Origin of the sequence: Ferrovibrio sp. (assembly GCF_019636075.1) — a bacterium.
Lineage (GTDB): Bacteria > Pseudomonadota > Alphaproteobacteria > Ferrovibrionales > Ferrovibrionaceae > Ferrovibrio.
In genome coordinates, this window is sequence record NZ_JAHBYG010000049.1 from 1 (window position 1) to 19103 (window position 19103).

A 19103-nucleotide genomic window follows, 5' to 3' on the forward strand; every position below is an offset into this window, starting at 1 on the left:
CGAACAGGGCCCAACCGAGTTTCGCGCCATCGCCGGCGCCTTCAATGCCATGCGCGAAAAGATCCACCGTTTCGTGCGCGACCGCACCGAAATGGTGGTGGCGCTGTCGCATGATTTACGCACGCCGCTCACGCGCCTGCGGCTGCGCACCGAATATGTGGAGGATGCCGAACAACGCCAGCGTTTTCTCGACGACCTGCGCTTCATGGAGCGGATCATCGAACAACTGCTCTCTTTCGCCGCCTTCGAGAAGCAGGAAGAAACGATGGAACGCGTGGATATCGCCGCGCTACTGCAAACCCTGTGCGATGACCGCGTGGATGCCGGCGCCACCATCGAATATGAAGGACCGCGCCGCTGCGTGTTGCGCTGCCGGCCTACCGCCATTCATCGCACGCTGATGAACCTGCTCGACAATGCCGCAAAATACAGCGACTACACTTTGGTCAATCTGCGCGAAATGTCCGATGAAGTGATTGTGCTGATTGCCGATAGCGGGCCCGGCATCCCGGAGGCCGAACTGGAAGCGGTGTTGCGGCCATTCTATCGCGTGGATACGGCCCGTGCGCAGGATACCGGCGGATTGGGCATGGGCCTGCACGTGGCCAACCGCGTGGTGCAGGATCATGGCGGCAAGCTGATCCTGCGCAATCGCCACGCACCCGACGGACCATCATCCGGACTTGAAGTGGAAGTACATCTGCCCCGCCAATAGAATGCCGGCAGCAGGCAACCACCCACTGCCGGCTGATGGCTTCACGCAGTAAGGTCCACCGGCTTGAAAGCCTGCGAGAGAAACGCCTGCAAACGACCACGCTGTTCGTATTCGTCGTCGGCATCGGCGCTGTAATAGTCGCTCTTCTTGAAGGCATCCAGCAGGGTCTGGGTGAAATCGCTGCTGCTAGAAGCCGTGTCCGAGGACGACAGCAGCGAGGACGTGCTGCTGCTATCATCATCGTCGTCGTCATCAAGCGCCGAGAGCAACTGCGACACCAGATCGGTACCGCTATCCTCGTCCGATGAGGCATAGCCACCCATCATGCCGCCGGGCGGTGGCGGCGGCGGCGGCATCTGGCCCATACCCTGCGCCTGCATCTCGGCCATGCTGGCCTGCATCTGCTCGTCCAGCTTCTTGAACCCGGCATCGAATTCCGTGGAGGAAATCTTGCCGTCGCCGTCGCTGTCGAAATCCGCAAGCATCTGCGAAGCCGATGGAGCCTGGGCGGATTGCGGCCCCTTGCCTGCCGCCTGGCCCTTCTCGAGCTGGGCTGCAAGTTCGGTTTCATCGACACTGCCATCGCTATTGGTATCGGTCTGCTCGAACATTTTCTGGCGCATCTGCTTGAGCATATCCGCCATCGAAATGCCCGAGGCACTTACACTGCTGACCATGGTCATCTCCTGACCCATCGCGTGGATGGAGTGGTTACTGGGGAGGATTCCCCGCAAACACCCCCATCAACACGCGTGCCAACGATGCGCACCCGCAACGCGCTGGAATCCAAAAGTAATATTGTGTGCAAATATTTCAGAGCCGCAAAACACGCGTCACCTGGCAAGAACTGCCGGGCAAAGAAATCCATGTTTGTTGCGGCCTGTTGCAGGATACAAACCGTAACAAGATTTCAGGCTGAAATATGAAGGGAGGAATTAGTCCTGGATGGCGTTGCAATAGCGGCCGGGGCCGCTGATCTTGCTGCACGCCGCCTGCACGTCTGCCTTGCTGGCGAAGCTGCCGAACACCAGGCGGGCATAAGAGCCGCGATTAGGCACATCCACCCAAAGCAGCGCCGGCTCCAACGCACCATAAACCGAGGGATTCTCTTTCAGGCGGCGCTGCCAATCGTTGATCGCCGCCTCCTCGCTGCGATGCGAGGCGATATGTGCATGCCAGTTGCCAGACGGCGCGCCGGCCGCAAACGCCGAAGCCGGTGGCATTGAAGCCGGTGGCATCGAGGCTATCACCGGCATGCCGGCCGGCGCCGGCACCGATGGCACATAACCGGCCGGCAGCGGCGGATTGGCATCGGCGCCAGCGGCAGGCTGCGATGGCATGGCAGCCTGGGCAGGCTGCGCCGGCATTGTGGGCGTGGCAGGCTTGTCGGTCGGGCGCGGCGGCTGGCGGCTGGCTGGCGCTGCGGCAGCAGCAGCCGGACCCGCAGAGGCCGTTGCGCCAGTCGGCGCCGGGGCCTCGGCGGTCTGGCCAGACTGGGCCGCGGCGGCCGGTGGCTGCCAGCCGAGCGGTGTGGTGTTGGTTTGTGACGGATAACTGCGTGGCGGAATCGCATAGGCATTGCGTTCGCGCCGGTCGCGCACCGCCTTCTCCACCGGGTCTTCCTGCGGCGGCTTGGGCTTCAGCGCACGCGCCGGCATCGGCCCTTCCGGCGGCGGCAAATTCTCGCAAGCCGCCAGCAGCCCTGCCATGGCAAGCAGGACCGGGATGGCTGGCGACAAAGCTTTGCGCGACAAATGCATGACCCTCAGATTAGCGCCAAGAGAGTTAACGCAATCTTCCTGTTGCCCAGTCTTGTCACCGCAGCGCGGCAGCGATATTGCCGCCATCCACGGTGGCCACCGCGCCGGTGGTTTTCTGCGCCACGGCAAGCTGCACGAAGGCCTGCGCCACATCGGACGCCTTCACTTCGCGGCCCAGCAGGTTGCCCGACATATATTCCTTCTCCGACAGGCCGCGCGCCTTGGACCGCTTGGCCACCATGTCGTCGGTCAGCAGGCCGGAGCGGATACGGTCGGCATTCACCGCCGAGGAGCGGATGCCGGCGGCACCGTAATCCAGCGCGTATTGCCGCGACAGGAACAGCGTGGCTGCCTTGGGCAAACCATAGGGGCCGAAATCCGGGCCCGGATTCACCGCCTGCTTGGAGGCGTTGAACAGCAGGCAGCCGCCGGTCTTCTGCTTCAGCATGATCGCCACGGCGGCCTGGGCCGCGTATTGATGGCTGAAGAAATTGAGGTCGAAGCTCTTGCGCAGGCTTTCGTCGGACACTTCGCCGATCCGGCCGCCCCAGGCCGCGCCGGCATTCGACACCAGGATATCCACGCCACCGAAATGCGCCGCCACCTTGGCGAAAGCCGCATTCACGCTGGCCTGCTTGGTCACGTCGCAGGCGATGCCGATGCCGCCCAGTTTCTTGGCGATTTCGGCGGCCTTGGTGCCATCGAGATCAAGCACGGCCACTTCCGCGCCCTCGGCGGCGAAAGCCTTGGCGGTGGCGGCGCCGATGGCCCCTGCCCCGCCGGTGACAACCACCACCTGGCGCGCCAGCGGCTTCTCGCCGCCCTTGCCCAGCTTGGCCTGTTCCAGCGACCAGTATTCCACATCGAAGATATCGCGCTCGGCGATGGACGTGAATTTGCCGATGGCTTCGGCGCGCGTGATCACCGCCACGGCGGTCTGCGCGATATCGGCGGCGATGCTGGCGTCTTTCCGCGACTTGCCGACGCCGATCAGGCCAAGGCCGGGCACCAGCAGCGCGCGCGGCATCGGATCCAGCATGATCTTCTTGGGCACGGCGGTGGCGTTGTGGCGCTCGAAATACGCCTTGTACTTGGCGATATAGCCGTCGATGGCCTGCTTGGCCCGGCTTGCGAATTCATCCAGCTTGCCAGCCTCCGGTGCTGGCAGCACCACCGGCCAGGGCTTGGTGCGGATCACATGATCGGGGGTGACAGTGCCGGCCTGGCTGTAGCGCCCCACCTGACGGCCGTTCACGAAGGCATCGATCTCGGGCGTCTGACGGCGATCGAATACCCAGCGCGCGATCTGGCCGTCATCGGCATTGGTGGGAATGGCGATCAGGCCGCGCAGGATCGGCATCACATCCTCAGCCGCCGCGATCTTCTTGGGCAGCTTGGCCTGTACGAAAACCTGCTTGCGGCCCTTGGCGAGGAAACGCTCGGCCATCGACACGTAATGGATCATCCGGTCGTAGGCCTGCTTGGCGTTGTCGCCCCAGGTGAAGATACCATGCTTCACCAGCACCAGGCCTTCCGCATCGGGCTGGCGCTTGAATGCCTCGGCGGCCTTCTTGGCCAGGCCGAAACCAGGCATTTCGTATTCCACGATGGCCAGCTTCTTACCGAACAGTTTTTTCGCCTGAGCGATGCCATCGGGTTGATCGGTCAGCGCCAACACCGCATCGGCATGGGTATGGTCGATGAATTTGTGCGGCAGGAAGGCGTGGAACAGGGTTTCCACCGAGGGATTGGGCGAAGTGGAATCCAGCAGATTGCAGCGCTGGATATTCACCATCTCCTCGTCGGTCAGCGCCTTCAGGTCGATCAGCGCCTGCAAGGGCTTCAAACGCACGGCAGGCAGCCCCGGCGGCTCGATCACCGCCATGTCCCAACCCGAGCCCTTCACGCACAGCACATCCACCGGATTGCCCAGAATGTCGCGCATGCGGGTTTTCACCGAAGTATTGCCGCCGCCATGCTGCACTAGAGCCGGCACGCCGCCGAGCAGGCGCGTGGTGTAGGTGCGCACGGCCAGATCCTCGTTCACGCCCTGCTTGGCGTAATGCTTGATGGCGGCCTTGGCATCGCGGTCGGACCAGAGATTCTTCATGGGGCAAACTCTCTCAGCGTGCGTGTTCGGGGTAAAGCGCAGTCATGCCGGCTTCGGAAGCCAGGCAGACGCCGCGTTCGGTGATCAGGCCGCTCACCAGCCGGGCGGGGGTTACGTCGAAACCGTAATTGGCGGCGCGGCTGCCATCGGGCACGATACGCACCGAGGTGATGGCGCCATCGGAAGTCTTGCCGGTCATCACCGTCACTTCCTCTTCGGCGCGCTCCTCGATGGGAATTTCCTTCACGCCATCCGAGATCGTCCAGTCGATGGTGGAGAACGGCAAGGCCACATAGAACGGCACGCCGTTATCCTTGGCAGCCAGCGCCTTGAGGTACGTGCCGATCTTGTTGCACACATCGCCGCGCCGGGTGGTGCGGTCGGTGCCGACGATGCACATATCCACCATGCCATGCTGCATCAGATGGCCGCCGGTATTGTCGGCGATCACGGTATGCTTCACGCCATGGCGGCCGAGTTCCCAAGCGGTGAGCGAAGCGCCCTGATTGCGCGGGCGGGTTTCGTCCACCCAGACATGCAGCGGAATGCCGGCATCATGCGCCTTGTAGATCGGCGCCAGCGCCGTACCCCAATCCACGCAGGCCAGCCAGCCGGCATTGCAATGGGTGAGGATGTTCACCGGGCGCTTGCGGCCATGCTCGATATAGAGCTGCTCGATGATCTTGTGGCCATGGTCGCCGATGGCCGAACACACGCCCACATCCTCATCGCAGATCGCAGCCGATTCCGCATAGGCCGCCGCCGCGCGTTCGGCCGGCTGCAGTTTGGCCAGCACGCCGCGCACACGATCCAGCGCCCAGCGCAGATTGATCGCGGTGGGCCGGGTCTCCACCAGCACATCATAAGCCGCTTTCAGATTGGCATCCGACGGATCGACACGCATCGCCAACGCCAGGCCATAAGCACCGGTGGCGCCGATCAGCGGCGCGCCGCGCACCACCATCGCCTTGATCGCATGGGCCGCCTCGGCCATGCTGGACAGGCTGGTGGTGACGAAGGCATGGGGCAGTTTCGTCTGGTCGATGATGCCGATCGACCACCCGTCCGGGTTGACCCAGATTGTGCGGTAAGCTACGCCGTCTACCTTCATGATCCTGCCCCGGTTCGGGAATTACCAAATCGGGCCGGAAAATAGCGGGTTGGGGCCCGCGCGGCAATCGCCGGTCACATCTATCTGGCCCAAGTTGCAAACCCTGGAACGGATACCCATGCTGGCGATTGTTTTCCTGTCGATTACCGTGGATTTGATCGGTTTCGGCATCGTCATACCGCTGTTGCCATTCTATGCCGCCAGTTTTGGCGCCGACCCGCTGGCGATTGCCCTGCTGGCCTCGGTTTTTTCAATCGCACAATTCATCTCGGCGCCGCTTTTGGGCGGCCTGACCGACCGGGTCGGCCGGCGCAAGGTGTTCCTGATCTGCACCGCCCTGTCCTGCATCGGTTATCTGGGCCTGGCCTTTGCAGACACCCTGCTGCTGGTTTTCCTGGCCCGCATCGTGAATGGCATCGGCGCCGGCAAGATCAGCATCGCCCAGGCCATCGTGGCCGATTGCACCACGCCGGAAACCCGGGCGCGCGGCATGGGCATGGTGGGCGCGGCCTTCGGGCTGGGCATGGTGCTGGGCCCGGTGCTAGGCGGCCTGCTGACCGGGCCGGATCCGCTGAACCCGAATTTCCACCTGCCCGCCTTGGCGGCAGCAGCAGCCTCGCTCTGCGCCCTGGTGCTGGCCAGCCTGCGGCTGCGTGAAACCCTGGTGCTGGGCCAATCGGCGGCCGCGCCGCGCCGTGGCCTGAACCCGCTGGCCGGGCTGGGCAGCATCGGCAAACCGGCACTTGTGCTGATCCTGATGCATTTCTCGGTCAGCTATGTGTTTTCGCAGATCGAAGTGCTGTTCCCGCTGTTCACCGCCCAGCGTTTCAACTGGCATGCCTTCGAGGTTGGGATCGCCTTTGCGTGTATCGGTCTTGTGGTGCTGGCGGTGCAAGGCGGCCTGATCGGGCCGGTAACGCGGCTGTTCGGAGAGAATGCCCTGATGCGCACCGGCCTGCTGGGCCTGGCCGCCGGCACGCTGATGGTGATCTGGGTGCAGGATCTGCCGATGCTGGCGCTTTCCATCCTGCTCACCTCGGCCAGTTTCGCCTTCATCAATCCCAGCCTGTCCAGCCTGATCAGCCGCGCGGCCGGCATCGATCAGCAGGGCTTGGTGCTGGGCATGTCGCAAAGCATGGCGGCGCTGGGCCGCGTGCTGGGGCCGTTGCAAGGCGGCTGGCTGTTTCAGGCGGTGAGCATCGAGGCGCCGTATCTGGTATGCGGCGTGCTGCTGCTGCTGACCCTGCTGCTGGCGCTGCTGTTCATCCGGCGGCCGGATGCATGAACCATTATCGCGCCATGCTGTGCCACCGACTGGGGCCGCCGGCAGGCCCCGAGGCGGCGGATTTCGCCATGGCAGAGCTGCCGCGCGCGGCGTTGAAACCCGGCCAGGTGCGTGTGGGCGTGCAAGCGGCAGGGGTAAATTTCTTCGATGCGCTGATGCTGCGGGGCGAATACCAGTTCAAGCCGCCGCTGCCTTTCGTGCCGGGCGCGGAAGCCGCCGGCATCGTGCTGGAAGCCGCATCCGATAGCGGCAACTGGCGCCCCGGCGATGCCGTGCTGCTGCAATGCCGGTTGGGCGCCTTTGCGGAAGAAATCGTGGTGCCAGGCGAGGCCTTGCTGCGCAAGCCCGATGCTTACAGCTTTGCCGAGGCGGCTGCCTTTCCGGTGGGGGCAACAACCGCCTGGGGCGCCCTGGTGGCGCGCGGCGATTTGCGGGCCGGCGAAAACCTGCTGGTGCTGGGTGCCGGCGGCGGCATGGGGCTGGCCGCCGTGGCCTTGGGGGCCAGGCTGGGCGCCAACGTATTCGCCCTCGCCTCCAGCGCCGAAAAGCGCCAGGCCGCCCTGGATGCCGGCGCCAGCATAACCCTCGATCCCAGCGATGCCGATTGGCTGCAGAAATTGCGGACCGGCACCGGCGGCATGCAAGTGATCTTCGATCCGGTAGGCGGCGCGATCAGCCAACAGGCGTTGCGCGCATTGGCGCCGCAGGGGCGCTATCTGGTGGTGGGCTTTGCCGCCGGCGAGGCGCCGCGATTTGCCGCCAATCGCCTGCTGCTGAGCGAAGCCGCTATCATCGGCGTGCGAGCCGGCGAGCAAGTGCGGCGCAACCCGGCGCTGGCGGCACCGATGCGGCAAGCCTTACAGGATTGGCTAACCAGCGATGCCGGCCGGCCGCTGATCGGCGCCATCCTGCCGCTCGAGAATGCCAACGAGGCCCTGCTCCGGCTGGCGCAGCGGCAGGTGCTCGGCAAACTGGTGCTTCGCATCGGCCTGTGATGCATCCTGGCGGCAGCGATCGGCAGGCAGCGTAACGGTAACGGTGGTGCCCACGCCCACCTCGCTTTCCACCGCAAGCCGGCCGCCATGCAATTCCACCAGCCGCCGGCTGAGCGAAAGCCCCAGCCCGGTGCCGTCATGCGGCCGAGACAACGCATTGGCCACCTGGCTGAAAGGCTGCAGCACGCGTTCGATATTCTCCGCCGCAATGCCGATGCCGGTATCCGACACGGCGATCTGCATGCCATTTGGGCCATGGGATACATCCACATTCACGCGGCCGCCGGCCGGCGTGAATTTCACCGCGTTGCTGAGCAGGTTGATCAGCACCTGGCGCATGCGGCGTGAATCGCCCCAGATATAGGGCAACGCATCCGGCATGGTCTTGCCCAGCGCGATATCGCCTTGCTGCGCACGCTCGCGCACCAGCAGCATCGCGGCATCGATATCGCTTTCGAGATCGAACCAAGCTTCCTCCAGCAGCATCTTGCCGGCTTCCACCTTGGCGGTGTCGAGGATGTCGTTGATCAATGCCAGCAGATGCTGGCCGCTGGCCAGGATATCGCGGCAATATTCCATGTATTTCGGATTCTCGATCGGCCCCAGCAATTCCGACGACAGGATTTGCGAAAAGCCCAGGATGGCATTGAGCGGCGTGCGCAGCTCGTGGCTCATATTGGCGAGGAAATCGCTCTTGGCCCGATTGGCGGTCTCGGCCTGCTCCTTGGCCTTAAGCAAGACTTCCTCGGCGCGGCGCTGGGCGCTCACATCGCGGAACATGCCCTCGATCACCGCCATGGCACCGCTATCGTCGCTCACCTGGCGCAGGGTTTTCGATACCCAGATCACCGTGCCGTCGCGCCGCCGCATCTGCGAGCGGAAGTCGTTGACGAAACCATAGCGCTGCAGATGATCCACCATCTCGCCGCGCCGCGATGGCTGCACATAAAGCTGCAGCGCGGAATCGCTTACCTGCGCCAGCATCTCCTCGGCCGAGGCATAACCGAAAATCGCAGCGCCGGCGCGGTTGATCGCCAACAGCCTGCCGCCGGGCGTAACCTGGATCACGCCCTCCTCCACATTGTCGAAAATCTGCCGGTATTTCAGTTCGGCATGGCGCAGCCGGTTCAGCGCACGGCGCCGCACCGTCACATCGGTGAAAACCGACACATAGCCGCCCGAAGGCAATTGCCGCCAGTCGAAATTGAGCCAAGTGCCATCGGCAAGCCGCACCTCCTGCTTGCGGCTGGAGCGCAGATTGGCGGCAAGATGGGTCTCCACCCATTGCGCGGCCTCGCTTTCCTGCATGTTCACCACGCCATCGGCGATCAGCAGGAGCACGAATTCGGTGGCGGCGATGCCGGTTTGCAGCCGGCCAGTGGACAGGCCGAACAGCTCCGGCACACGGCGATTGAAACGCAGCAGACGGGTTTCCGAATCCCATACCGCGATGCCCTCGGCAATCGCGTCGATGGCCTCGGCGAAAACCGCAGCATCCTCGACCGGCGAAGCGTCGCCGCTCAGCAGCATCACATCATGCATATCGCGCCGATGCCGTGCATCCAGCGCTGCAAACAGTCGGTCGTTCATGTCGATTGATGCATCGTCCGTTATATCCCCCGATATACCTGTAGACGCGCCTTCCATACCCGTGCGGTTACTCATAATACCTTGACCGATGCGGCCATTATCCTGACCTGTGCCCCCCTATCCGGCTTTGGGGAGAATCGACGGCCCGCCGGCTTTTTTATAATGGGCCGGCATACATGGCACAGGTTGAGAAGACCGGCAAACGGATTCACGCACAACGATGCGTTGCACATATCCGCCCGGATTCATCCATGTGATTTTTGGCGCGTGATATGGGAAATCATGGGCGCCGGGCCGCATACCGTACCGCCAACGCGGAAAGCGGTATGGGCCCGGCGCCAAAGGCGGTGCGCCATTGAAGGCGCGCCGCCCAGGGTTACATACCTTGGGTCACACGATTGTCGTGATCTGCTTAGATGCAGTAGCTCTTCAGCGGCGGAAAGCCGTTGAAGCCCACCGACGAATAGGTGGTGGTATAGGCACCAGCCGAGAGAATCCGCACCTTGTCGCCGACCGCGAGATCGAGCGGCAATTGGTAATCGGCCTTCTCGTACAGGATGTCGGCGCTATCGCAGGTCGGGCCGGCGATGGAAACCGGACCCGTGGGCCCGCCATCACGCGGCGTGAGCAAACGATACTTGATCGCCTCGTCCATGGTCTCGGCCAGGCCGGAGAACTTGCCGATGTCGAGATACACCCAACGGCGGTCGTCCTCGTAATCCTTGCGCGAGATCAGCACCACTTCAGCCTGGATCACGCCGGCATCGCCCACCAGGCCACGGCCCGGCTCGATGATCATTTCCGGCAGGTTGTTGCCGAAATGCTTGGTCATCGCCTGGGTGATGGCCTGGGCATAGGCTTCCAGCGCCGGCACGTCGGACCGGTAGCGAGCCGGGAAGCCGCCGCCGAGGTTGATCATGCGCAGATCCACATCCTCGTCATGCAGGATGGTGAACATCTGCGCGACCTGGGCAACGGCGGAATCCCACTGGCTCAGGTCGGTCTGCTGCGAGCCGACATGGAAGGAGATGCCATAGGGGTCCAGGCCCAGCTTGCGGGCGCGCACCAGCAGGTCGGCAGCCATACGCGGCGAGCAGCCGAACTTGCGCGACAGCGGCCATTCGGCGCCTTCGCATTCCATCAGCACGCGGCAGAACACGCGAGCACCCGGAGCGGCAGCGGCCAGCTTCTCCAACTCGGCATCGGAATCGAAGGCAAACAGACGCACGCCCTTGCCATAGGCAAACGCGATGTCGGTCTTCTTCTTGATGGTCGAGCCATAGGAGATGCGATCCGGCGTCACGCCGCTATTCAGGCAGAGATCGATCTCGCCCGGCGAGGCCACGTCGAAGCTGGAGCCGATGCCGGCCAGGCGCTCCACGATTTCCTCGGCCGGGTTGGCCTTGGTGGCGTAGAACACGCGGGCAAGCGGCAGCAGACGGCGCAGCTCGAGATAATTGCGCTCGACGATATCAACGTCCACCACCAGGAACGGATCGGAATCCGTGCAGGTGTCCAGGAAGCGCTGCATCTTCTCAGTGATCTGCCCCTGCTCCACAGCATTACGCGTGTTTCGCAGACGGGTCTTCATGCGGCCAGCAGTGGCTGCAACCATCGAAACCTCCCTCTCGGACCGGCTTTGAACCGGCACGGCTCTCGCCGTACCACCAAAAGAGACGCGTTCGTCGTTGCATAACCTGCCAGGGGCCATCGGCACGTGCGGGTGCGTCAATGAGCGCTTATTTACAGCAACCCCCCGCCAACGCAAGCCTTTTTAAACCCTTGGGGATACTTTTTTTACCTGCCGTGGCGCGCGGGTCACGGCAGGTTTTACGCCAGACTTTCCACGCGGACTGTCATAAAGCGAAAAAGCCGCATCAGATGCGGCTTTTTGCACGTTGACCGATTTTTCCGGCTCAATCGAGCCAGGCAACCTGGGCGGCCAGGCCGGCGAAGTCGCGCAGCCGTTCGGGCGGCAAAATATAGGGCTGGCTGGGCGGGCCGAGCGCCCGGATGCGGGTGGCCTCGCCCTGCTGATCGAGTCGGACCGAGCGACCGCCGAAACCTGTCACATCGGCGCGGCCGGCAGAGAGCAGAACCACATCGGTGCCGTCTGGCCCGACCCGTCCGGCCACGGCAGCGGAACGCACCGTAACACTGCCGGCCGGCATGCTGACGAAGACCTGGCCGGGATTGGCGGAGTCGACCAGGAAACTGCCGCGTTCGAGCCGCAGCACCACGCGGTCGGCCGAGCATTCATCCACGCTCAGCACGCTGTTGGGGCCCACCACGAGCTGAGAGCCATCCGCCAGCCGCACTTCTATGCCCGAACCCGGGCCGGCAACCAGGCGCTGGCCCTGCACCACCGGCTTGTTGCGGCGGGTATCCTGCCCCACCACGCGGGGCGCCGGCAGGCTGACGGCCTGTTCGGTAGCCGCCTGCTGTTCGGCGGACGGCTGGGCGGCATGGGCGTTGGCGGCAACCAGGCCCGCCAGCACGGAGGCGGCGATGGTGAGGCCGAGGCGGCGGAAGCGGCGGTTCAGGAAGGCCATGACAGGCCCCTTTCTGTTTGGAAGATGACTGGTCTGTTTCAAAGATGACTGGGTTTGCTGTTACCCGTTGAGATAAAGCAAAGCCCGCCCAGGTCCAGGCCGCAGCGTGTGACAGCCGACACAGGCTGGTAACAAAAGCCTGCCGTGTTAAACTTGCCGGCATGTATATCCCCAGCCGGAACATCTACTTCCTGCACATTCAGAAAACCGCCGGCACCAGCATCACCCGCTGGATGGAACAGGTGTTTCTGCCCGAAATCCGGGCCGCCGAACCGCGTTCGCCCTCGTTGAGCTATTTCCACCAAACCCAGGCGCGCGGCCAATTGGGCAAGTCGGTGTATTTCGGCCATTACGGCGCATATCCGCTGGTGCACGCTCCGGCCGATCTGTATTGCTTCACCGTGCTGCGCGATCCGGTGGCCCGCACGCTGTCGCAAATTCGCCATACCGCCCGCAAGCAGAGCGGCCGCATGCATCCGGTGTTGATGCGCCACAAGACCTTGCTGGATTTCCTGCACGACCCGGCAGCCGAGGCAGTGCTGGCGAATGTGCAGACGAAATCCCTGCTCTCCGACCTGATGACACCGGCGCTCAGGGATTACGGCCCGGAACTCGCCACTATCGGCAGCTATTTCTCGGTGGCCGCGTTGAACTGGTCGGAACCCAGTGTGAAAGGCCATCTGCTGGCGCGGCTGAACGGCCCGATCAGCCGGGTGATCTTCGCCGAAGCGCTGGAGCGCGGCATGCAAAAGGTCTGCGCGGAACTGGGCCTGGCCGGCACCCCGCCGGTGGGGCGCGACAATGTATCAGCCAACGAGATGGCCGGGCTGGACGACCCGGCGGTGTTGAACCGCGTGCGCGAAATGAACCGGCTGGACCAGATGCTCTACGATCTGGCCCGCGAACGCTTCGCCGATACCGCACCCATAGCGACAACGCACATAGCGACGTGAGTTATCGCAGCCGCTACACCATACCGGCGCGCAGGCGCTGGCGTGGATTGGGATCGCGGCTGGAAAGCGCGGACATCTGGCTTGCGGCCCTGCCCTTTCTGTTGCCCGCCCCACCAACCGAGGGCGGCGTGCCGAGATCGAACAGCGACGCCATGCTGTCGGCCGGCAGGCGCCTGGCCAGGGTTGCGAAGCTTTTCGCCGTCACCGGGCCAAGCTGGCCATCTTCGGCAATCGGCTGCCAGGTTTCATTGAGACCTGTGCTCTGCTGGCCCATACTCTGCTGGCCCATACTCTGCCGGCCCAACTGGTTCAGGCCCTTCTGCAGATGCCGCACGCTGCCGTCATGGCTGCGGTTGAGATCGCGGAAGATGTTGACTGCCTGATCCAACAGGCCGGCCAAGTCCTGCGCTCCTGCCGAATCTTCGGCCGAATCTTCGGGCGGCATTTCGGGCGGCAGGCGTTGCACCAGATCCTGCGCCGCGATGCGCTTCATGTCATGGGTCAGCGCCGACAGCCCACCGGGCATCGCCTCCACCTGGTCCAGCGCCTGGGCCGTGACCGGGCCGATCTCGCCATCCACCAGGATCGGGCCATTGCGATAGGGCTTGCCCTGGATGCTGGCCGCATCGGGCGCGGCCTTGCCGGGCCAGAGCGCGGCATTCAACGCCTGTTGCAAGAAGCGGCCCGGCGCATTGCGCGCTGCCTCCGAGCCATCGACCCGCGGAAAATCCTCCATCAGCATGCCGAGATCGGCCCTGTTGGCCCGGAGCGTGGCCTCCTGCCCGGATTGCCATGTCGGGCTGCCCGGATCAGCCGCCAGCCTGTTGACCGCCTCAAGGCGCGGCAGGCTGCCATCCGGCCGGAAGCTCTGGATGCCATTGCCATAGAGATAATCGTAAACCCCGGTGACAGCATTCTGTACCTCGCCATGACGGGGATTGCGGCTGTTCCAATAGGCATCGGAGGCCTGGGCGTCGTCCAGCTCCCGCTGCGTCCATTGATCGGGCGATTTCTCCAACAGCCAGTTCACGCTCACCGCGCGGCCCAATGGGAGGGCGGCGAGTTCGGCGGCATAGTTGCGGCCATTGTTGCCGCCGCCAGTGTCGATAGTGCCTGTGTCGATGGCGCCTGTATCGATAGTGGCGTCGGCGAATTGCTGCGCGGCTTGCTGCTGTTGCAAGCTGCCGGCATCGCTGCGCTGATCCGGCCCGGGGTGGTCCGGCGCGGGCTGCTTTTGTTCATTATCGGAACCGCGCTGCGGCGCCCCGTACTGCGCCTTGTATTGCTCATACTCTTCGTCCGTCTCGAAATCCATCCGCTGCAATTCGAGGCGTTGATTAAAGGCACGTGAGGCCGCCGCGCCATCAGCAGCTTTTTTCAAGGCTTTCGCTCTTTCGTAAGGCAGATATTTTTCTTCCGGCATTACCATTCCAACTTTCGAAAGATTGAATTGGTCCCATTGCTCAAATGTCACGAAATCTTCAAGTTTTGCTTTACTGCCTGATGACTTGAAAATGTCCCTTGCTACATCCGCACAGTTTCGATCAACTAAAAAATACATTCCCGGTTTTTTGATCAATTTTTCTATGTATCCATGCATTTTTTCCGCTTCTTCCTCATCGAGAGGAATGACGTCAGAAGCGAGATGGTTGGGGAAGCCGGCTTTTTCATACTTTTCATCCTTAAGAATACCAGTCACCCCAGTGACCGGGCTGGTCAACGAGTCAATTTTATTCATGTCTTCGGTATCAGGATAAAAACCGTAGTGAAGCGATGTACCGTCAGAACGGCGCAATTCCAAGCTCATATGCCCAATTGAACCATCACCAGTCGCGTAAGTATGTAGCCGTGCGTGGGAGCCGGAGGAAGATTGTTTGTTCATTGCTCTTTCCTTTCATCCATATGCCTAAGACACAAAGTTTTTTTACTTGAAGCGTCAATCCCTGTTGGAAATCATCACGTGTATGCGTTCCCTTTTCCCTGAATTGATTTGAGACGGGGCAATGAAATCGAGCTGCAGCCAATAAAGTAGAAACGGTTGACTCCCATTGCAGCCAGCATTGCTCCAGGATTCGAGAAGTCTTTTTGCTCGCTCTGAATCAGTATCGGTTGCTTTAGCGATCTTATCCGGTGAAGGCAGGAAACGGCATGGGTCCTTGATCGCAGCTACCAACCTTACAAATGTTTCCTCATGTTGCAGAACGTGCATCCCATAGGCTCTGCGGCGACAATGTGCGCGCCAACCGGTGCCGAAATCACACCAGCCGCCAAATATCGGGTCTGAGTTGCCAAAATTTCCAAGACAGGCTTGAGCCTGCGCATAATAACGAGTGGTATTGGTGTATCGCGCATCAACCAGACAAATTGGCGGCAAAGGGTAAACCGGCGCTTCCGGCAGAGCTGCGATATCCTTGTCGGTCTGTACCCTCAAGCCCATGGCATATTCGATTGCCTCTGACACGGCATATCCGCCTGACCGTACAAAAAAGGACTTGTAAGCCCCACGTATCAACATGGTGGCTGCTTCCATCACAAGCCAGCACACGACAATAAGGAGCAACAGGTTGAACGCGCGGGCGACCGTATCATCGCCCAAAAAGTTCCATAGGCGCCGCCAGAAGCGAATGCTGTGGCCGGAATGCTTGGGTGAGGTCAGCGGTGATTGGGATGGCTGCTCGGTCGGCATGAAAAAGCCTTCTGTCAAGAATAAGTAACAAAATGCGCGCATGAAACAATAACATCACGCGCAATAGGATGCGATCAATTGGGGAACATGTCAACAAAAAAAGAGCAACCCTGGATATTTCCCAGCCCCACTGCCCCGCCGAAAAGCTGTGCCCGCCGTTATTTCGTGCCGTAAATCCGGTCGCCGGCATCGCCCAGGCCGGGGCAGATATAGCCGTGATCGTTCAACTGGCGATCCACAGAAGCCGTGTAGACCGGCACATCGGGGTGCTCTTCCTGAAAAACCTTGATGCCTTCCGGCGCGGTGAGCAGGCAGACGAACTTGATCTTCTGCGCGCCGGCCTGCTTCAGCCGTGCCACCGCCGCCGCCGCCGAATGGCCGGTGGCCAGCATGGGGTCTACCACCACCACCTGGCGCGCGGCGATATCGTCGGGCAGCTTGATGTAATACTCCACCGGCACCAAAGTGGCCGGATCGCGATACAGCCCGATATGGCCTACGCGAGCCGAGGGCACCAGGTCGAGCATGCCATCCAGGATGCCGTTGCCGGCACGCAGGATAGAGACGAAGCAGAGCTTCTTGCCGGCCAGGATCGGCGCCTGCATCTTTTCCAGCGGGGTTTCGATCTCGATGCTGTCCATCGGCAGATCGCGCAACACCTCGTAGGCCATCAGCAGGCTGACCTCGCGCACCAGACGGCGGAATTCGGCTGTTGATACTTCCTTGCGCCGCATCAGGGTGAGTTTGTGCTGCACCAGCGGATGATCGATCACATGCACGTCTGACATTGCGCCATTCCCTCTCAAAAAACCGTGCCGTCGCTGAGGATATTCAGCGGCGGCGGACCGCCCGGACGCTTCTCGGCGGCGATGCGCCGGCCCGCCGCCCAGGTGCCGCCTTCGAGGATACGCGCCAGCGGCATCTCGGCGGCGCTCTTGCCCAAACGCCGGCGCACCGGATCGGCGATGGCATCGAGCAAAGCCACGGTGAGCGCACGCCATTCCACGATGGCTTCATGATCGGGCGCCAGCGGCTGAACGGCGAGCGCGGCATCCTTCAGCCGCACCACGCCGAGATCCAGGAACAGGCCGCCATTGCGATATTCCGGCAGGCCGGTCAACGCATCGATATCCACCACGCGGATGCCGTATTGCTCCAGCGGTTCCACCAGCGAATAGGCCAGCCATTGCGACAGTTTGTGGAACGGCACCAATCCGGCGCTCAAGGCCGGCTCGCCGGCGCCGGCAAGCGCTGCCGGATGCCGCCAGCAATCGCCAAGATTGACGCCGCCAAGCTCTATGCGGCCAGGCCAGACCGGGCCGAGGCCACGCAACAAAGCGCGCAGAATGGTCTCAGCCGGCAACATGCCATCCCGCGCCTGGCCTGCCAGCCAGTCGAACAGATGGCCGATGCGCTCTCCCTGTTCGGTATCGGCGGTGCCGAACAAATCGGGCGAAGCCTGCAATGCCTTGCCCAGATTGCGCAACAGCAGCGCGCGGCCTTCGAGGCCAGCCAGCGGATTGTCCGGCCCGACCTGAAAGGCCGCCGCCAGATCGGCGGCATCGATGCGCAGCAGGCCTTCCGCATCGGCGCGGCAAGGCAACGCCTCGGGCAGGCGCGAGAACAGCCCGCGCCTGAACGCATCCAGGCTGGCAATCGCCAGACCTTCCGAACGCGCGGATATCGTGCCATCGGCTTCGCGATAGCGCCAATCCGGCCCGGAGCCGGCATCCAGCAGCACCGACACCACGGCCAGATCGAAACGGATGCGGCCGAGTTCGAGCGGCTTCATGCCATCGAAACGCATCGCCATGGCATCCCAGCGCGGGCCGAAATGCCGCCAGCGCGCATGGTAGGGAATCTCAAGGCTGGGATAATTGGCGCGGATCGTGGCCGCCACATAATCCGCAGCCGGTTCCAGTTGCGCGATATCCAGGCTGAAATGCGCCGAAGCGCCGGAGGCCACATGATCATACAGCCGCCGCGCACGGGCACGGATCGCCGCCGGACCAAGCAGCCAGTCGAGCGCGGCCTGCTCTCGGTGCATGGCCTCACTCGTCAAGGCGGCGCCCCTTGGCCTGCTTCAGTTCGGTCTGCTCGGGCACCTTGTCGGTGAAATAGCCGGCGGCCTTCTTGGCATCCATCTCCACCCGCGCATCGGCAGGAATCAGATCGTCGGGGATCGGAATCCGCTCGATCACCTGGATGCCGCTATCCACCAGCGGCTGGTATTTCAAGTTGCTCATCGACACCAGCTTATCAACGCGCGCCACGCCAAGCCAATGCAGCACGTCGGGCATCAATTCCTGAAACCGCATATCCTGCACGCCGGCCACGCATTCGGTGCGTTCGAAATAGGCCTCGGCGCGGTCGCCGCCTTCCTGGCGCTTGCGTGCGTTGTAGACCAGGAATTTCGTCACCTCGCCCAGCGCGCGGCCTTCCTTGCGGTTATAGACGATGATGCCGACGCCGCCTTGTTGCGCCTGTTCGATACAGACCTCGATGCCATGCGCCAGATAGGGCCGGCAGGTGCAGATATCCGAACCGAACACATCCGAGCCGTTGCATTCATCATGGATGCGGCAGGCGATTTTGGTTTCGGATCTGCCGAGTTTGGCGACATCGCCGAACAGATAGACGGTCATGCCGCCGATCGGCGGCAGGAAAACCTTCAGGTCTGGCCGGGTAACCAGTTCGGGAAACATACCGGCGGTCTGTTCGAACAGATTGCGCCGCATTTCGGTTTCCGAAATCTTGAACCGCGCCGCCACGCCAGGCAGCCACCAGACCGGTTCGATGGCCACCTTGGTGACGCGCACATCGCCATTGGCGGCAAGAATATCGCCATCGGCATGCAGGCGCCCGGCCGCCATCGCGGCAATCAATTCCGGCATATTGATATGCGCCTTGGTGACCGCGATGGTGGGCCGCACATCCACGCCCTGGGCGATCAGCCCGGCGAATACCTCGCTGACCACATGGCCGAACGGATCGATCGAAACGATCTTGCCGGCATCGCCCCATTGCGGAAAAGGGCCGATCTTTTCCGCCGGCGCGGTGTTGGTCAGATCCGGCTTGTGATCGGCCTTCAACTGTCCGGCGGCGATGGCCAGCGCACGATAGAGCGCATAGGCGCCGGAATGGGTGCCGATGGCATTCTTGCCGGCGATGGTGGGATTGTCGTCTTTATGCACCGTGGCGATAACCGGGCCGCGCTGCTGCGGATCGGCGGCGCCCCAGGAAATCGGCAACGGCTTGGGCCCGCTGCCGCCGGGATGCGAGGTGAGGATGATCGGCTTGATTGCGGGTTTCTTGGCCCCGCCTTCCAGATCGTTGCTCATGCGCC

At 62.7% G+C, this 19103-nt stretch carries 15 protein-coding genes and 1 pseudogene; 4 read left to right on the forward strand and 12 right to left on the reverse strand.

Annotated features, from left to right (window positions below):
* Positions 1–715, forward strand: a 715-nt coding sequence (locus KF827_RS16830; RefSeq protein ID WP_291007828.1) for an ATP-binding protein, incomplete at its 5' end; no start/stop codon positions are given.
* A 41-nt stretch (positions 716–756) separates the two neighbouring features.
* Here the strand turns inward: KF827_RS16830 and KF827_RS16835 are convergent.
* The 4 genes from KF827_RS16835 to mtnA all read right to left on the reverse strand — a co-directional run bounded on the left by KF827_RS16835 (position 757) and on the right by mtnA (position 5696).
* Positions 757–1392 carry an EF-hand domain-containing protein gene (locus KF827_RS16835; protein ID WP_291007830.1) on the reverse strand — a complete coding sequence of 212 codons (636 nt, stop codon included), beginning with the start codon at positions 1390–1392 and terminating at the stop codon, positions 757–759.
* A gap of 258 nt (positions 1393–1650) precedes the next feature.
* On the reverse strand, positions 1651–2469 hold the full coding sequence (locus tag KF827_RS16840; protein ID WP_291007832.1) for an SPOR domain-containing protein: 819 nt from the start codon (positions 2467–2469) through the stop codon (positions 1651–1653).
* A gap of 61 nt (positions 2470–2530) precedes the next feature.
* The gene (locus KF827_RS16845) at positions 2531–4585 is read right to left on the reverse strand and encodes a bifunctional aldolase/short-chain dehydrogenase (protein WP_291007834.1); all 2055 of its coding nucleotides are present in this window, start codon (positions 4583–4585) and stop codon (positions 2531–2533) included.
* 13 nt (positions 4586–4598) lie between these two features.
* On the reverse strand, positions 4599–5696 hold the full coding sequence (gene mtnA, locus KF827_RS16850) for an S-methyl-5-thioribose-1-phosphate isomerase (RefSeq protein ID WP_291007836.1): 1098 nt from the start codon (positions 5694–5696) through the stop codon (positions 4599–4601).
* Here mtnA and KF827_RS16855 point away from each other — a divergent pair.
* Both KF827_RS16855 and KF827_RS16860 read left to right on the forward strand, forming a co-directional pair.
* Positions 5695–6981 carry an MFS transporter gene (locus KF827_RS16855; protein WP_291007838.1) on the forward strand — a complete coding sequence of 429 codons (1287 nt, stop codon included), beginning with the start codon at positions 5695–5697 and terminating at the stop codon, positions 6979–6981. The genes mtnA and KF827_RS16855 overlap by 2 nt on opposite strands.
* Positions 6978–7976: an NADPH:quinone oxidoreductase family protein gene (locus KF827_RS16860; RefSeq protein WP_291007840.1), complete on the forward strand. Its 999-nt coding sequence runs from the start codon at positions 6978–6980 to the stop codon at positions 7974–7976. The genes KF827_RS16855 and KF827_RS16860 overlap by 4 nt, the downstream gene beginning before the upstream one ends.
* Positions 7977–8006: 30 nt before the next feature.
* Here KF827_RS16860 and KF827_RS16865 read toward each other — a convergent pair.
* The 3 genes and pseudogenes from KF827_RS16865 to KF827_RS16875 all read right to left on the reverse strand — a co-directional run.
* Positions 8007–9641 (reverse strand): annotated as a pseudogene (locus tag KF827_RS16865) (PAS domain-containing sensor histidine kinase); the annotation flags it as partial.
* A 337-nt stretch (positions 9642–9978) separates the two neighbouring features.
* Entirely contained in the window at positions 9979–11109 is a 1131-nt protein-coding gene (locus KF827_RS16870) for a type III PLP-dependent enzyme (protein ID WP_291007886.1), read from the reverse strand.
* 373 nt (positions 11110–11482) lie between these two features.
* Positions 11483–12118, reverse strand: a complete 636-nt coding sequence (locus tag KF827_RS16875; protein ID WP_291007842.1) for a FecR family protein — start codon at positions 12116–12118, stop codon at positions 11483–11485.
* A 161-nt stretch (positions 12119–12279) separates the two neighbouring features.
* On the opposite strand from KF827_RS16875, the gene KF827_RS16880 reads away from it, so the two are divergent.
* Positions 12280–13071 carry a sulfotransferase family 2 domain-containing protein gene (locus KF827_RS16880; protein ID WP_291007844.1) on the forward strand — a complete coding sequence of 264 codons (792 nt, stop codon included), beginning with the start codon at positions 12280–12282 and terminating at the stop codon, positions 13069–13071.
* Positions 13072–13084: 13 nt separating this feature from the next.
* Here KF827_RS16880 and KF827_RS16885 read toward each other — a convergent pair whose 3' ends face one another.
* The 5 genes from KF827_RS16885 to KF827_RS16905 all read right to left on the reverse strand — a co-directional run bounded on the left by KF827_RS16885 (position 13085) and on the right by KF827_RS16905 (position 19098).
* The gene (locus KF827_RS16885; RefSeq protein WP_291007846.1) at positions 13085–14953 is read right to left on the reverse strand and encodes a hypothetical protein; all 1869 of its coding nucleotides are present in this window, start codon (positions 14951–14953) and stop codon (positions 13085–13087) included.
* A gap of 54 nt (positions 14954–15007) precedes the next feature.
* On the reverse strand, positions 15008–15757 hold the full coding sequence (locus KF827_RS16890; RefSeq protein WP_291007848.1) for a hypothetical protein: 750 nt from the start codon (positions 15755–15757) through the stop codon (positions 15008–15010).
* A gap of 158 nt (positions 15758–15915) precedes the next feature.
* On the reverse strand, positions 15916–16545 hold the full coding sequence (gene upp, locus KF827_RS16895) for a uracil phosphoribosyltransferase (RefSeq protein WP_291007850.1): 630 nt from the start codon (positions 16543–16545) through the stop codon (positions 15916–15918).
* A 14-nt stretch (positions 16546–16559) separates the two neighbouring features.
* Positions 16560–17819 carry a URC4/urg3 family protein gene (locus KF827_RS16900; RefSeq protein WP_291007852.1) on the reverse strand — a complete coding sequence of 420 codons (1260 nt, stop codon included), beginning with the start codon at positions 17817–17819 and terminating at the stop codon, positions 16560–16562.
* Positions 17809–19098, reverse strand: coding sequence for a GTP cyclohydrolase II (locus KF827_RS16905; RefSeq protein WP_291007854.1), 1290 nt, complete (start codon positions 19096–19098; stop codon positions 17809–17811). Before KF827_RS16905 ends, KF827_RS16900 begins: the two co-directional genes overlap by 11 nt.
* Positions 19099–19103 lie beyond the last annotated feature (5 nt).